The organism is Streptomyces sp. NPDC058157 (assembly GCF_042884105.1).
In the GTDB taxonomy this organism is placed as follows: Bacteria; Actinomycetota; Actinomycetes; order Streptomycetales; family Streptomycetaceae; genus Streptomyces.
Genome location: NZ_JBHVUQ010000183.1, coordinates 1 through 14,424, shown reverse-complemented (window position 1 = coordinate 14,424; position 14,424 = coordinate 1). Strand labels below are relative to the sequence as shown.

At 75.4% G+C, this 14,424-nt stretch carries 13 protein-coding genes and 2 pseudogenes; 9 read left to right on the top strand and 6 right to left on the bottom strand.

The genetic code is table 11. From position 1 onward, the window contains the following. Together ACFVXK_RS31020 and ACFVXK_RS31015 are read right to left on the bottom strand one after the other, a co-directional pair. Positions 1-694 (bottom strand): annotated as a pseudogene (locus tag ACFVXK_RS31020) (hypothetical protein); the annotation flags it as partial. Positions 695-824: 130 nt separating this feature from the next. Further along, entirely contained in the window at positions 825-1,394 is a 570-nt protein-coding gene (locus ACFVXK_RS31015) for an HPP family protein (protein ID WP_389618106.1), read from the bottom strand. A 73-nt stretch (positions 1,395-1,467) separates the two neighbouring features. On the opposite strand from ACFVXK_RS31015, the gene ACFVXK_RS31010 reads away from it, so the two are divergent. The 3 genes and pseudogenes from ACFVXK_RS31010 to ACFVXK_RS31000 all read left to right on the top strand — a co-directional run bounded on the left by ACFVXK_RS31010 (position 1,468) and on the right by ACFVXK_RS31000 (position 5,737). Then, on the top strand, positions 1,468-2,100 hold the full coding sequence (locus ACFVXK_RS31010; RefSeq protein WP_389618104.1) for a CGNR zinc finger domain-containing protein: 633 nt from the start codon (positions 1,468-1,470) through the stop codon (positions 2,098-2,100). Between the two features lie 254 nt (positions 2,101-2,354). Further along, positions 2,355-3,314 (top strand): annotated as a pseudogene (locus ACFVXK_RS31005) (mechanosensitive ion channel family protein); the annotation flags it as partial. 902 nt (positions 3,315-4,216) lie between these two features. After that, complete coding sequence (locus ACFVXK_RS31000) at positions 4,217-5,737, top strand: glutamate synthase subunit beta (protein ID WP_389618101.1); 1,521 nt, start codon at positions 4,217-4,219, stop codon at positions 5,735-5,737. Between the two features lie 7 nt (positions 5,738-5,744). Here the strand turns inward: ACFVXK_RS31000 and ACFVXK_RS30995 are convergent, their stop codons facing one another. Then, positions 5,745-6,212 carry a cupin domain-containing protein gene (locus ACFVXK_RS30995; RefSeq protein ID WP_389618098.1) on the bottom strand — a complete coding sequence of 156 codons (468 nt, stop codon included), beginning with the start codon at positions 6,210-6,212 and terminating at the stop codon, positions 5,745-5,747. Between the two features lie 89 nt (positions 6,213-6,301). Between ACFVXK_RS30995 and ACFVXK_RS30990 the strand changes: the two genes are divergently transcribed. From ACFVXK_RS30990 to ACFVXK_RS30980, 3 genes are all read left to right on the top strand, one after another. Further along, positions 6,302-6,886 (top strand): TetR/AcrR family transcriptional regulator, encoded by a 585-nt coding sequence (locus tag ACFVXK_RS30990; protein ID WP_389618094.1) that lies wholly within the window; start codon positions 6,302-6,304, stop codon positions 6,884-6,886. A gap of 59 nt (positions 6,887-6,945) precedes the next feature. Then, positions 6,946-7,860, top strand: coding sequence for an alpha/beta fold hydrolase (locus tag ACFVXK_RS30985; protein ID WP_389618092.1), 915 nt, complete (start codon positions 6,946-6,948; stop codon positions 7,858-7,860). A 117-nt stretch (positions 7,861-7,977) separates the two neighbouring features. Next, positions 7,978-9,027: a methyltransferase gene (locus tag ACFVXK_RS30980; RefSeq protein ID WP_389618089.1), complete on the top strand. Its 1,050-nt coding sequence runs from the start codon at positions 7,978-7,980 to the stop codon at positions 9,025-9,027. A 7-nt stretch (positions 9,028-9,034) separates the two neighbouring features. On the opposite strand, the gene ACFVXK_RS30975 is transcribed toward ACFVXK_RS30980, so the two are convergent. Continuing rightward, the gene (locus tag ACFVXK_RS30975; RefSeq protein ID WP_389618086.1) at positions 9,035-9,583 is read right to left on the bottom strand and encodes a hypothetical protein; all 549 of its coding nucleotides are present in this window, start codon (positions 9,581-9,583) and stop codon (positions 9,035-9,037) included. Between the two features lie 208 nt (positions 9,584-9,791). Here ACFVXK_RS30975 and ACFVXK_RS30970 point away from each other — a divergent pair, with 208 nt between their 5' ends. After that, the gene (locus tag ACFVXK_RS30970) at positions 9,792-10,463 is read left to right on the top strand and encodes a hypothetical protein (protein WP_389618083.1); all 672 of its coding nucleotides are present in this window, start codon (positions 9,792-9,794) and stop codon (positions 10,461-10,463) included. A 122-nt stretch (positions 10,464-10,585) separates the two neighbouring features. Beyond that, on the top strand, positions 10,586-12,139 hold the full coding sequence (locus ACFVXK_RS30965) for an alpha/beta hydrolase (protein ID WP_389618080.1): 1,554 nt from the start codon (positions 10,586-10,588) through the stop codon (positions 12,137-12,139). A 17-nt stretch (positions 12,140-12,156) separates the two neighbouring features. Here the strand turns inward: ACFVXK_RS30965 and ACFVXK_RS30960 are convergent, their stop codons facing one another. Both ACFVXK_RS30960 and ACFVXK_RS30955 read right to left on the bottom strand, forming a co-directional pair. After that, positions 12,157-12,915 (bottom strand): SDR family NAD(P)-dependent oxidoreductase, encoded by a 759-nt coding sequence (locus tag ACFVXK_RS30960; RefSeq protein WP_389618077.1) that lies wholly within the window; start codon positions 12,913-12,915, stop codon positions 12,157-12,159. A gap of 109 nt (positions 12,916-13,024) precedes the next feature. Continuing rightward, positions 13,025-13,609: a TetR/AcrR family transcriptional regulator gene (locus ACFVXK_RS30955; RefSeq protein ID WP_389618074.1), complete on the bottom strand. Its 585-nt coding sequence runs from the start codon at positions 13,607-13,609 to the stop codon at positions 13,025-13,027. A gap of 166 nt (positions 13,610-13,775) precedes the next feature. Between ACFVXK_RS30955 and ACFVXK_RS30950 the strand changes: the two genes are divergently transcribed. Beyond that, entirely contained in the window at positions 13,776-14,210 is a 435-nt protein-coding gene (locus ACFVXK_RS30950) for a CBS domain-containing protein (protein WP_389618071.1), read from the top strand. The last annotated feature ends 214 nt before the right edge of the window (positions 14,211-14,424 follow it).

Here is a 14,424-nt window from a genome sequence, read left to right as displayed (position 1 = left end):
CTCCGCCCGCTGTGAGGTGCGTGGTTTTGGTGGCCGATGAGGTGACTGAGGTGGCGGAGGCTCGGGTGCCCGCCGTTGCTCTGACGCCGGTGTCGGTGGCGGCGCCCCCGCCGCCGCCGGCGCCCGCCGCGCCGACGTCGACCCCGTAGTCGGTCAGCGGGACGACCCTGAGGGAGCACCAGGTGAAGCCGCCCGCTCCCCCGCCGCCGCCGGCGCCGCCGCGGGCGCCCTGCGCGTTGGAGCCGCCCCCGCCGCCGCCACCGCCGCCCCCGCCCCAGGCCTGGACGAAGACGGAGGTGACCCCCGCCGGCGGGGTGAAGGTGTTGTCGGAGGTGAACTGGCGCAGGCCGTGGGCGACCGGGGACGGCTTCCTCTTCTGCGGGTGTTCGTCCTTGTCGTGCTCCCGCCCGGGACCCTCGTCCCGGCCCGGACCCTCGTCCCGGCCCGGGCCGGGGTCGCGGCGCTGGTCCCCGGCCGCGGGCCGCTGCTTGGCCGGGGTCTGCTGCTTGGCGGGTGCCCGCTGCTTGCCCGGAGCGGCCGGGGCCGGGTCGGAGGGCTTGGGGCCGGCGGCGGACGCGGCCGGGGCGGTCACGACCAGCGGGCCGGTCAGGGCCGCCGCGGCGGCGAGGGAGGCGAGCAGGACCCGGGTGCGTGCCCGGGACCTGCGGGTCTCCTTGTGCGCGTGGAGGTTCATGACTGCACATCCCACCGGCCCCCGCGGGGGCCGGTGGTCCGGCGGGGCCGGGGGTGTGGGCCGGGCAGGTGAGGAGTTCGCCGGGCCGGAGCAACTGGGGCGCGCGCCGTCGGGAGCGGTGGCTCCCGGGTCACCACCAGTACGCGGGGTAGCGGGCGGTCCCCCGGGCGGCGCGCGAGGCGGCGCAGCCGACCAGCACGAGCAGCGCGGTGGCCAGGGCCAGGGCGGCGAGGAAGGACGGGGCGGCGGGACGGGTGAGGACGACGATGACGGCGGTGGCGGCGGCGGGCGAGTGCGGGGTGCGGGTCAGGGCCATCGCGCCGATGGCCGCTCCGCCCGCGACGGCCGCCGTCCACAGCGAGCTCCCGCCCAGGGCCAGCGCGGCGAAGCCGACGCCCGCCGACACCAGCTGGCCGCCGACCACGTTGCGCGGCTGGGCCAGCGGAAGGGCCGGGGCGGCCATGACCAGGGCGGCGCTGGCGGCGAGCGGCGGTATCAGCAGGGGGTGGTGCAGGAGGCCCCCGACCGCGACGAGGAGCAGCAGGCCGGGGATGCCGGCGCCGGTGGCCAGGGCCACCGCCGGCAGCGGCGGGCGCGCCGGGGCCCGGCCGGACAGCCGGGCCAGGCCCCGGCGGGGGCCGGGTGGAGCGGGGCTGGCCGGGGTGGTGCGGGGCTCGGTCGTCGCGGGGGGCGTGGGCATGGTGTTCCTCTCCCGGGAGCGCTAATGTTATGCATGAACTGATTCCATTAGTAGCACGCCAGGAGGCCGGGAGATGACCGAGAGCGCGGAACGCCCGGCGGAGGCCTCGGCGGTGGACGGGATGCCGCTGGTCGGGGAGTCGCTCGCGCTGGACCTGGTCAACACCACCTTCGTCGACGGCGGGCTCCGCGGCGCCCTCGTCGACGCCCTGGCCGCCCCCGCCGACCTGGACCGGTGGCTCGCCAACCGGGCCGGGGACTTCAGCGCCCCGCTGCGCCCCCGGCTCTCCGAGCCGGCCACCCGGGCCCATTTCGAGCGCTTCCTGGAGCTGCGCCGCGCCCTGCGGGAGGTGGCGGCGGCCCACACCGCCGGGCGGGCCCCGCAGGAGGCCCACGTACGGACCGTCAACCGGGCGGCCCGGCTCGCCGCCTGCTGGGACGAGCTCCCCACCACCGGCCCGGCCGGCCCGGAGACCCGCTGGAGCGAGCCCGATCCGCTGCTGGCCGCGCTCGGCGAGGTGGCGGCCGAGGGGGTGCGCCTCTTCGGCGGGGCCCCGGAGCGGCCGGTCCACGCCTGCCCGGCACCGGGCTGCATCCTCTACTTCCTCAAGACCCGCGCGCGCCGCGCATGGTGCACGGCCACCTGCGGCAACCGGGTCCGCGTGGCCCGCCACAGCCGTCGGCACCGCGACCCGCAGGCAGGATGAGGACCGCGCGACAGGGTTCGCCCTCCCCACCCCTCACTAACGTGTCGAGCATGATGAACCTATTAGGTACACCGCCGGAGGTGGCGGCTCCCCCGGCCCCGCTGCGGGGGTCGCGGGTGGATGCGGCAGGATGACAGTCCGTTCGGAATACGCACGTCCGCTCGAACGGGACCCGCACAACGCGACCTGACAGGTGACATGGTGACGAGACGACACATACGGCGGCCGGACCTCGCACGAGCGGAGGCCGTGCGTTGACCCGGGACCTCGTGCTGCACGACTGGCTGGTGGCCGCGATCGCCCTCGCCGCGGGCGGGGCGGCCGGACTGCTGCTGCGGGCCCTGCTGAAGTGGCTGGCCAAGCACGCGGAGCGGACCAAGTGGACCGGCGACGACATCATCGTCGACGCGCTGCGCACCCTCGCCCCCTGGGCGGCCGTCATCGCGGGCGCGGCCGTGGCCGCCACCGCGCTGCCGCTCACGGCGCGGGTGGGCGGTCTCGTCAACCAGTCGCTGACGGCGCTGCTCATCATCTTCGCCACCTTCACGGCGGCCCGGGTGATCGCGGGGCTCGTGCAGTCCGTGGCGCAGTCGCGGACCGGGGTCGCGGCGTCCGCCAGCATCTTCGTCAACATCACCCGGATCGTGGTCCTCACGATGGGTGTGCTGGTCGCGCTGGAGACCGTCGGGGTGTCCATCGCACCGCTGGTCACCGCCCTGGGCGTCGGCGGCCTGGCGGTCGCGCTGGCCCTTCAGGACACCCTCGCCAACCTCTTCGCGGGGGTGCACATCCTCGCCTCGAAGACCGTGCAGCCGGGTGACTACATCCGGCTGAGCAGCGGCGAGGAGGGCTACGTCGTCGACATCAACTGGCGCAACAGCGTGGTCCGCAACCTCTCGAACAACCTGGTCATCATCCCCAACGGGCGCCTCGCCCGGACCAACATGACCAACTTCACCCAGCCCGAGGCGAAGCTCTCGCTGCTGGTCCAGGCGGGGGTCGGCTACGAGAGCGACCTGGAGCACGTGGAGCGGGTCACCCTCGACGTGGTGGACGGCGTGATGGCCGACATCGAGGGCGGGGTCCCCGAACACGAGGCGAAGGTCCGCTTCCACACCTTCGGGGATTCCCGGATCAACTTCACCGTGATCCTCGGCGTCGGCGAGTTCAGCGACCAGTACCGGATCAAGCACGAGTTCATCAAGCGCCCCCACGCGCACGGTCTCCTTCCGCCCGGAGGAGGACCCGGGCACGTTCCGCTCCGCCCCGTTCCCGCACCAGCGCGACGCCTCGTCGGCGGTCCTGACGGACCGGTAGCGGCGGCCGGGCGCGCGGCCGATGGTCACGATGGGGTGAAGGCCCCCGGACGACCGGACGTCCGTTCCTATGCTGTTGATCCTTTGATCATTCCGGAGGATCGACTCGTGGTGGGGGTACGGATGTACGGCGCGGACAGGGGCGGGGCCATCGGGGACGGCCGCACGGGCGGGCGGCGGGCGGGCCGGATACGGCTCGCGCTCGTCGCCGTGGTGGCCGCGGCCGTCGCGGTCGCGTGCGGGCCCGCGGAGGGCGGGGGCGGCCCGGCCGTGCCGCCCCCGTCCTCGGCGGCGCCGTCGACGGCCTCCCCGTCGCCGACGCCCTCGCCGGTGGTGAGCCCGTCGACGGGGTCAGCGAGCCCCACCGCCAGTGGGGCCGTCCCGGACGCGAAGGCCCCCTCCCAGGCCCCCGCCCCGACCCGGTCCGCCTCCCGGCCCGCCGCGCAGCCGACGACGCGGGCGGCGGAGGAGCCGGCGAAGGAGCCGGCGAAGGAGCCGGCGAAGGCCTCCTGCGAGATCGTCTCCAACGCGGGCAACTGCTACAGCGCCGGCCAGTACTGCCGCAAGGCCGACGTGGGCCGCATCACCCACGCCGCCAACGGCCGCATGATCTCCTGCCGCCAGGACGGCGGACAGCCGCGCTGGGGCTACTGAGCCCCGCGCGCCCGAGGCGGGCCGCCGGGACCGGGCGCCGGTTCGCCCGGACGGCGTAATCTGGGGGAAAGGTGGCATACGGCGCGCTTCGGGCGCGCCGTACCGCGCCTCTCACCCTCTCGCACCCCGGGCCAGGGAGGCGGCGCGTGACCGATCCGTTCGGCTTCCTCAGGATCCCCCGCAGGGCCGTCCCGCCGCGGCCCGTCGAGGAGCGGCTCGGGGACTGGCACGAGGTGTACGCCGGGCAGGCGCTGCTGCCGCTGGTCCGCGAACAGGCCGACCGCTGCATGGACTGCGGCGTCCCGTTCTGCCACACCGGCTGCCCGCTGGGGAACCTGATCCCCGAGTGGAACGCCTACGCCGCCCGCTCCGACTGGCGCGCGGCCTACGAGCGGCTGCACGCGACGAACAACTTCCCCGAGTTCACCGGCCGGCTCTGCCCGGCACCCTGCGAGGACGCCTGCGTGCTCGCGATCAACGCCGATCCGGTGACCATCAAGAACGTCGAGCAGACCATCGCCGACGAGGGGTGGCGGCGCGGCTGGATGGCCCCGCGCCCTCCCGAGCGGCGCGGCGGGCGCTCGGTGGGGGTGATCGGCTCCGGTCCGGCGGGCCTCGCGGCGGCCCAGCAGCTGACCCGGGCCGGGCACCGGGTCGTCGTCCACGAGCGGGACGACCGGCTCGGGGGGCTGCTGCGCTACGGCATCCCCGGGTTCAAGATGGAGAAGTCCCACCTCGACCGCCGGATCGAGCAGATGCGGGCGGAGGGCACCTCCTTCGTGACGGGCTCGGACGTCGGCGGGGCCGAACCGGCGGACGGGCTGCGCGGCCGCTACGACGCCCTGGTCGTCGCGGTCGGGGCCGGGGAGCGCCGGGAGCTGCCCGTCCCGGGGCGCTCGCTCGGCGGGATACACCAGGCGATGGAGTACCTGACCTGCGCCAACCGGGTGTGCGAGGGGGACCTCGCGGTGTCGCCGGTGTCGGCCGACGGCGTCCACGTGGTGGTGGTCGGCGGGGGTGACACCGGCTCGGACTGTCTCGGCACGGCCCTGCGCCAGGGCGCGCTCTCCGTGGTCCAGCTGGACATCAACCCCGAGCCCGGTCCCGGCCGCGCCGAGGGCGAGCCGTGGCCGGTGCATCCGAAGGTGTACCGCATCTCCCACGCCCACGAGGAGGCCCGGGGCCGGGCCGGGCGCGACCCCCGGCTGTTCTCCAGCGCCACCCTGCGCTTCGAGGGGGACGCCCGCGGCCGGGTGCGGGCGCTGCGGCTGACCGCCGTCGAGCCCGCGGGGCGGCAGCCGCTCGCGGGCACCGAGCGGGTGATCGAGGCCGGGCTGGTCCTGCTGGCGCTGGGGTTCTCCGGCCCCGAGCGGGCCGGCGGGCTGTGCGGGCAGCTGGGGCTGGAGTACGACGGGCGCGGCAACTTCGCCCGTGACGCGCACTTCGCCGCCGCCGGGGGCCGGGCCCCCGGGGTGTTCGTGGCCGGCGACGCGGGGCGGGGCCAGTCGCTGGTGGTGTGGGCCATCGCCGAGGGCCGGTCGGCGGCCTCGGCCGTGGACCGCTACCTGACCGGCTCCACGGTCCTGCCGGCCCCCGTCGCGGCGCACGACCGGCCGATGACGGCGACGGGGCGGATGCGCTACTGGTCCGACCCGGACGAACCGTAGCGGCCGGTCAGGGGCGCTCCTCGTAGCGGAGGTGGTGGCGGGCCGCGACCGGGTTGATCTTCGCGGGGTCCAGCTCCCCGTCCGTGAGCACGGCGGGGCCGGCCTCGACCAGGTCCTCCACGTAGCGCTCCCAGCCGCCGGGCGCCGAGATCTGCAGGACCCGCGGGGGCGGGTCGGAGGCGCGGCGCAGGGCGTGCGGGACGCCCCGGGGCAGCAGGGCGAAGGTACCGGCCGGGGCCGAGTGGGTCCGGTCGTCGTACTCGATGCCGAGGACCCCGTCGAGGACGTAGACACACTCGTCGGCCAGGTGGTGGGTGTGCCGGGGGATGTCCTTCACGAGGGTCACCTCCAGCAGTGACAGCCGCCCTCCGGTGTCCGCGACCCCGGCCTTCACCGCGAAGGCCGGCGGCAGCGGGACCCGGCCCGGCCGGGCGGCCCCGGGCTCCAGCAGGATGAATCGGTCCTCTTCAGGCATGGCTCGGCCCCTCCTCGCATGGCACAATGTGAACCGGAATCCGATTCCGTTTCAATTCCGTGTTCACTGTAGGGACAGGAGTGGTCGTCTTGTCAACGCCCCCCGCGCCGGGTGGCGGACGCCGCCCGCGCGCCGACGCGGAGCGCAACCGCGCCCTGGTCCTGGCGGCCGCCCGCGCCCTGTTCGAGGAGCGCGGCGCGGAGGTGCAGATGCCCGAGGTGGCCCGGGCGGCCGGGGTCGGCGTCGGCACCCTGTACCGGCACTTCCCGTCCAAGCAGGCCCTCGTGGAGGCGGCGGCGGAGCAGCGGTTCGCCGGGATCCTGGAGCTGGCGCTGACGGACTGCCTGCGGGAGCCGGAGGCGGGGCAGGGGCTGGCCCGCTACCTGCACCACGTCGGCGGGACCCTCGCGGCCAGCCCGGGCCTGACGGCCGCCGCCCAGTCGGCGACCGGCTCGTCCGCACCCGGCGGGCGGACGCGCGGAGCCCTGGAGGAGGCCGTCGCCGCGCTGATCGCCCAGGGCCGGGCCGCGGGCACCCTCCGGCCGGACCTCACGGTCGCGGACGTCTACATGATCGTCGGCGGGCTGTCCGGCATCATCCGGACCGGCAGCGGCGACTGGCGCCGCTTCCTCGACCTGACCTTCGACGGCCTGCGCCCGCGCGGCCACGGCTGAGCGGGACACGCGGCGGGCGGAGCCGGGCGGAGGGCGGTGGGGGCGTGTAGAACCGTCGCATGACAGCGGTGAGCGAGCAGAAGGCCGAGGACGTGGGGCCGGCCCGTATCGAGGTCGCCTACGAGCGCCTCGGCGACCCGCAGGCGCCGCCCGTGCTGCTGGTGATGGGGCTGGCCCTCCAGATGTACGGCTGGCCCGACGGGTTCTGCGCCGAGCTGACGGGGCGCGGGATGCAGGTCATCCGGTTCGACAACCGCGACTGCGGCCTGTCGTCGCACTTCCACGACGCCCCGCTGCCCGATCTGCCGGCGGCCCGGCGGGGCGACCTGTCCTCGGCCGCGTACGACCTGTCCGACATGGCGGCCGACACGGTGGGGCTGCTGGACGCCCTGGGCCTGGCGAGCGCGCACGTCGTCGGCCTGTCGCTGGGCGGCGCCATCGGCCAGACGATGGCCATCGCGCACCCGGGCCGGGTCCGGTCGCTGACCTCCCTGATGTCCACGACCGGCGCCCCCGGCGTCGGGCAGCCGGACCCCCGGGTGCTGGGGGTGCTGGCGGGGCCGCCGCCGGTCGACCGTGAGGAGGCCATCGAGCGGACGGTCCGGGCGGTGCGGGTCATGGGCTCGCCCGGGTTCCCCTGCGACGAGGCCGCGGTGCGCGAGCGGGCCACCCGCGCCTTCGACCGCGACTACGACCCGCTGGGCGTCGCCCGCCAGGCCCTGGCCTCCCTCGCCTCGGGCGACCGGACGGCCCTGCTGGCCGGGGTGCGGGTGCCCACGCTGGTGATCCACGGCGGCGACGACCCGGTGTGCGACGTCAGCGGCGGGCGGGCCACGGCGGCGGCCGTCCCGGACGCCGAACTCGCCGTGTTCGACGGCATGGGCCACGACCTGCCCCCGGAGCTGTGGCCGGAGATCGCCTCACGGATCACCGCCCTGGTCGGGCGCGCCGAACGGGCCCCGGTCGGCGGCTGACGGGACTGTCCTGAACTCGGCTTGACGGCGGACGGCCGCACCGGAATCCCCCCGGACGGCAGCCCGCCCGGGTCACCATGGCGGTGCGGTACACCCTGAGACGACAGGAGCGCGCCCGTGACCGGCCCCGGCGACACCCCCGATACCCCGACCCCGGACCACCCCCTGGCCACCTCCGCTCCCCCGGTGCTGCACGACGTGATGTTCGGCCACATCCACGCCGCGGCCCTGCGGGCCGTCGCAGTGCACCGGATCGCCGACCACCTCGCCGACGGCCCCCGCACGCCCGAGGAGCTCGGCGGCCTCAGCGGCACCGAACCCGGCGCGCTGCGGCGCGTCCTGCGGCTGCTCGCGGTCCGGGGCCTCTTCCAGGAGGACGAGCGGGGCAGGTTCCGGCTGGAGCCCGCCGGACAGCCGCTGCGCACCGACGTGGCGCACTCCCAGCACCCCGGCGTCCTGATGATCACCGACCCGATGATGGTGCGGTCCGCCGCCGAGCTGTCGGGGACCCTGCGCGGCGGGCGGTCGGCCTTCGAGCTCGCCTACGGCACCTCGTTCTTCGAGCACCTCCACAAGTCCCCGCAGGACCGGGGCGTCTTCGACGCGGGGATGGCCGCGTTCTCCGGCCCCGAGGACGAACTCGTCGCGCAGAGCTACGCCTTCCCCGAGGGGGCGCGGGTGGTGGACGTGGCCGGCGGCCGGGGCGGACTGCTCCGGGCCGTCCTGCGGCGCGACCCCTCGCTGGAGGGCCTGCTCTTCGACCGGCCCGCCACCGTGGGCGAACACCTGCTGGACGAACCGGCGCTGGCGGGCCGGTGGCGCACGGAGGGCGGGGACTTCTTCGAGGCCGTTCCGCCCGGCGGGGACTTCTACCTGCTCAAGCACATCCTGCACGACTGGAACGACGAGGACGCGGTGCGCATCCTCGGCTCGGTCCGCCGGGCGGCGCCGGAGGGGGCGCGGCTGCTGGTCGTGGACGCCGTGCTGCCCGGGGGCGGGGTCCCCCATCCGGCACTGGAGCTGGACATCGTGATGCTGATGGCCGTGGAGGGCCGTGAGCGGACCGCCGCCGAGTTCGAGGCGCTGCTGGCGCGGGCCGGCTTCCGGCTGCACCGGATCCTGCCGACGCCTTCGCTGCCGTCGGTGATCGAGGCGGTCGCGGTCTAGCCGTCGGTCAACTCAGGGCGGTGACAAGGGCGACGAGGAGGGCGGCCGCCACGCTGAGCACCAGCACGGCGACCAGTGCGGCCAGGGCCGCCAGCAGGTGGGCGGCCCCGTTCCCGGCGCGGCCGCGGCGGGCCCAGCCGAGCAGCCAGGAGGCGAGGGCGAGGAAGGGGACCAGGAGGAAGCCGGTGACGGCGCCGACGTGCCCGACCGCGGGGCCGGACCGCTCGTACGCCTTCCCCCGTACGATCCGGACCCGCACGGCGCTGCCGGGCTCGTGCCGCGCGGCGGCGCCGTCCAGCAGGAGTTCGCCCCGCGGCCCGGCGGCGCGCCCGGGGGTGAAGACGCCCTTGCACTCGGTACCGCCCGGATAGCCCTCCGCGTCCGGGGCCTCGTAGCACTCGGAGACCGTCAGGGTGCCGTCGGCGGGTCCCAGGCCCAGGACGGCCACCAGCTGCGGCCCGGGCAGCAGCCGGACGAGCCACCCGGCGAGGACCAGGAGCGTGACGGATCCGAGCAGGGCCAGGCCCCGCACCGCGTTGCGCCAGTCGGCTGCCACGACTCGCCCCCTCCTCCCGGGGATCAGCCATACCCCCGCCGGGGGCCGCTCTCACGTCAACCCGGGGGCGGGCCGGGCGGAAGGAGCCACTGCGCCCGGTATCCGCCATACGAGCCAAGACGGCGCGGACCGCCCCTTCCGGGCTCCTAGGATGGGGCCGCCGCGGCCCCGGGTGAGGCAGCAGGGGCCCACATTCAGGGAGTTGAGCATGAAGCGGTTGCGTGTGCTGGTCGTCGCCGGGGTGCTGGCGCTGGGTACGGCGGGGGCGGCCACCGCCCAGGCGGCCCCGGTTCCGGACGCCGCGGCGGCCGCGGCCTGCCCGGCCGGGGAGGTCTTCGCCACGGACAACACCGCCGTCATCACGGACCCGGGCGACCCCCGGCTGCGGACGCGCCTGACGCGCTTCGACCGCGAGGTGCGCGGGATCGTCCACGCCAACGGCGCCCTGACGGGCCGTTCGACGCTGCTGGACGGGGTGTTCTGGTCCGAGGAACAGAAACAGACCACCTACGAGCGGTCGCGGGAGTTCGACGTGAACGGCGTCGGCCGCGACGGCCTGCACCACATCGCCGGGGTCATCGCCAAGCGCTACCACCAGGAGTCGGTGCTGACCTTCCGCTGCCTGCCGCGCGACTCCGCGGAGACCGACGCGGTCGAGATCCAGGCCGAGGGCGTCAGCGCGACCCGCCTGCGCGACGCGCTGGCCGCCGACCCCGAGGCCCGGGAGCGGCTCGGCGGCGGCTCCGTCACCCTCGGGGGACGGCTGATCCTGATCGCCCCGCTGACCGACCTGCCGCTCGCCCAGCGGTTCTCGCAGCGGCTCGGGGTCGACTGGTCCAAGGCCCGGGTCCGGTACGGCGACGAGGAGTTCGTCAGCTAGGGGCGCTCGCGGGGGTGGTGCTGGCACCACCCCCGATACGGGCAGTGGGGGGATCGTCCGGGTGCCCGCCTTCTCGGAGGATCGGGGTGTACCGAATCGCTCCGACGGGGGGACCCACCCACATGCACCTCTTCAAGAAGCCCGCGCGCTGGGCCACGGCCGCCGCGTGCGGGCTGCTCGCCCTCGCCGCCCTGCCCGCCTCCCCCGCGGCCGCGGCCCCGGCCGGGAGCGGGGCCGGTGCGCCGGCGGTCCCGGCCCGGTACGCGCAGCAGCGGCTCGACTGGCAGCCGTGCCGGGACGGGGCGCTGGAGTGCGCCTCCATGACGGTGCCGCGCGACTGGTACCACCCGGGCACGGGCGCGGACCTCACCGTCGCGGTGTCCCGGCATCGCTCCGCGGACCCCGCCGCGCGGCGGGGCGTACTGATGATGGCGGCCGGCGGGCCGGGGGCCTCGGGGCTCGGCCGGCCGGCGGGGCTGGCGGGGTACTCGCCGAAGCTGGCGGCCGCGTACGACATCGTCGGCTTCGACCAGCGCGGGGTCGGGGCCAGCACCCCGGTGGTCTGCTCCGGCCAGGACGGCGTGGACGCCCTGTTCACCAGCGGTGACCTGCGCGACCGCGCACCGGCGGCCGTGGCGGCCACCGTGGAGCGGGCACGGAACTTCGTACGGGACTGCGAGCGGCAGTCGGGCGGACTGCTGCCGTACATCACCACCGACCAGGCCGTGCACGACATGGACCTGTTCCGCTCGCTGCTCGGCGAGTCGAAGGTGTCCTACTACGGCCCGTCCTACGCCACCTTCCTCGGCGCCTACTACGCCACCGAGTTCCCGGGCCGGGTCGACCGGGTGGTGCTCGACAGCAACATCGGCTTCACCGGCACCTGGCAGGAGTTCCTGACGGGGCAGCCGATGAGCTTCCAGCGCAGGTTCGAGCAGGACTTCCTGCCCTGGCTCGCCGCGAACGACGCGACGTACCACCAGGGCCGGACCGCCGAGGAGGCCAAGGCCTCGTACGAGCGGCTGCGGAGCGCGCTGGGCGAGCACCCGCTGGACCTGGAGGGGACGGTGGTCACCCCCAACCACCTCGACGCCGCCGCGACCTCCGTGATCTACAGCGGCGACGCCTTCCCCGACCTGGCGATGCTGCTCGGCGTCCTGCAGCACCCGGACGCGGCCCCGCCGGCCGTCCGCAAGGCCCTCGCCGACAAGCTGAAGCACCCGCTGGCGGCGCAGTTCGCGGCGGACTTCTTCTCCGTCATCTGCCAGGACACCCCCTGGAACCACGACAGCGCGTACTGGGTGCGGCGCAGTGCGGCCGACAGCCGCGCGTACCCGATGGCCGGGGCCCGGGAGCTGACCTTCGCCTCGGTCTGCGCGGCCTGGCCGCGCTCCCTCGCGCCCCGGGTGCAGGTCACCGGTCGGGGGCTGCCTCCGATGATGATGCTCAACTCGCTGCACGATCCGGCCACTTACTACGAGGGCGCGCTGCGTGCCCACCGGGGGACGGCCGGGTCCCGGCTGATCACGGTCGGCGGTGGTGACCACGGGGTCTACCAGTCGCACAACGCCTGCGTGGACGCGTACGTCGAGGGCTTCCTCGTCGACGGCCGGATGCCGGCCGAGGACGCCTCGTGCGAGGGCAAGCCGCTGCCCTCCCCCGCCGCCGGCCGGTAGGCCCGTCCGCCGGGACCTCAGGCGGAGGACCCGCTGTCGACCACGAGGTCGGTGCCGACGACGGCGCCGGCCTCCGGCGAGGCCAGGTACAGCACGGCCGCGGCCACCTCCTCGGCCGCGGCGAGCCGGCCGAGGGGGTTCTCGCCCTTGATCCGCTCCACGCGGTCGGCCTCGGTCTCCCCCGCGCGCAGGGACATGGGCGCGGCGGTGGCGCCGGGGCTGACCGCGTTGATGCGCACGCCCTCGCGGATGTGGTCGAGGGCGGCGGCGCGGGTGAGGGCGGCGACGGCCGCCTTCGAGGTGACGTAGGCGGCGGCGTTCGGGATGCGGGTGTGGGCGCCGAGGTTGGAGGAGATGTTGACGATGACGCCGCCGCCGTTCTCGCGCATGTGGGCTATCTCGTGCTTCATCGCCAGCCAGACGCCGGTGACGTTGGTGTGCAGCACCGCGTCCCAGTCCTCCTCGGCGATGTCGGCGGCGGGGACGGTGCCGCGCAGGATCGCGGCGTTGTTGACGGCGACGTCGAGCCCGCCGAAGCGTTCCACGGTCTCCCGGACGAGACCGGCGAGCCGGCCGGAGTCGGTGACGTCGGCGGGGACGGCCGCGGCGGTGCCCCCGGCGGCCTCGATGAGGGCCACGGTCTCCTCCAGCGGGGCCGGGGTGCGCCCGGCGGCGACCACCCGGGCGCCCTCGGCGGCGAAGGCGAGGGCGGTCACACGGCCGATGCCGGAGCCGGCGCCGGTCACCAGGACGGTCTTGCCGGTGAAGCGGTTCATCTTCGGTGACTCCCTTGAGGGCCGCGTGGGGCCCATATTTGAACGAACGGTTCAGAATGAAGGCATGCAGAGATGCGGGGAGGGCCGGGGGCCCTCCCCAGGGGGCGGGTCAGTCCAGCAGGGCCAGGGCCTGTTCGGCCGCGTCCCGCACCCGGGCCGGGTCGTCCGAGGCCTTGCCGACGACCCGGACACCCTGGAGCAGCACCAGCAGCATGCGGGCCAGCGCCCTGGGGTCGCGCCCCTCGGGCAGCTCGCCCTGCCCCTGGGCCCGGACGAGCGCCGAGTGCAGCAGGGTCTCGAAGCGGTCCCAGTTCGCCTCGACCCGGCGGGCCGCGTCCCCGTCGTGCGCGGCCAGTTCCGCGGCCGTGTTGGTGACGAAGCAGCCGGTCCGCCGGCGGTCCGGGGCGGCCGCCTCCGCGGCGAAGCGGCGGACCACCTCGCGGACGGCGGGCAGCGCCGGGCCCGGCCGGGACAGCTCCGACAGCAGGAGCGGGTTGTGCGTCTCGGCGTAGCGGTCCAGCGCCTTCAGGTAGAGCTCGTGCTTGCTGCCGAAGGTCGCGTAGATGCTGGCGCGCCCGATGCCGAGGTGCTCGACGAGGTCCGCGACCGACGTCGCCTCGTAGCCGCGCCGCCAGAACAGCTCGAGGGCCGACTGCAGCGCGGCGTCCGGATCGAATTCCTTGGTCCTGGCCACGTCGAAGATCATAAAGCCATCTGGAACGGTCGGTCAAGAACGATCGGTCAAGAATCCTCGGGCGGTGCGGGCCGCCCGTTCGGCGCGCCGCGCGGGCCCATCCGTGCTGTCCTCGAAGGGGAGGGTGTACGAGGCACGGACCACTTGTCGGAGCCGAGGAGGAACCATGACCAGGAACCTGCGGGCCCGGGACATCATGACCAACGGGGTCCAGTGCGTCCGGGAGGACCAGAGCCTGCTGGACGCGTCGCGGATGATGCGCGACCTGAACGTCGGCTGTCTGCCCATCTGCGGGGACGACGAGCGCCTCCAGGGGCTCATCACCGACCGCGACATCGTCGTCAAGTGCTGCGCCGAGGGCCGGGACCCGACCGCGATGAAGGCCGGGGAACTCGCCGGGACGCTGTTCTGGGTGGACGCCGACAGCAACGCGCAGGAGGCGGTGGACACCATGGAGATCCACCAGATCAAGCGGCTCCCGGTCATCGACGTGGCCGGCGGCCACCGGCTGATCGGGATGATCACCGAGGCCAATCTGGCGAAGAACCTCTCGGACGCGGAGATCGCGGAGTTCGCGGTCCGCGTCTACGCCGCGAACTGACCGGGCGCCGCGTCCGCCGGCGGATCCGCGCGGCCTCCCGGCGGACGCCCGTAACCCCCCGCCGGTCCCCTCGTTGAAGCAACCGGTCAGCGAAGTGGTGGTGCGCCGGCCCGGGGCCCCCCGCCCCGCCCGCGCCCAGCGGCGGCGGGGGGGAAACCCCCCCGGGCCAACCCCCCCCCGCCGCCCCCCCCCCCCCGGGGAGTATAAACAAAAG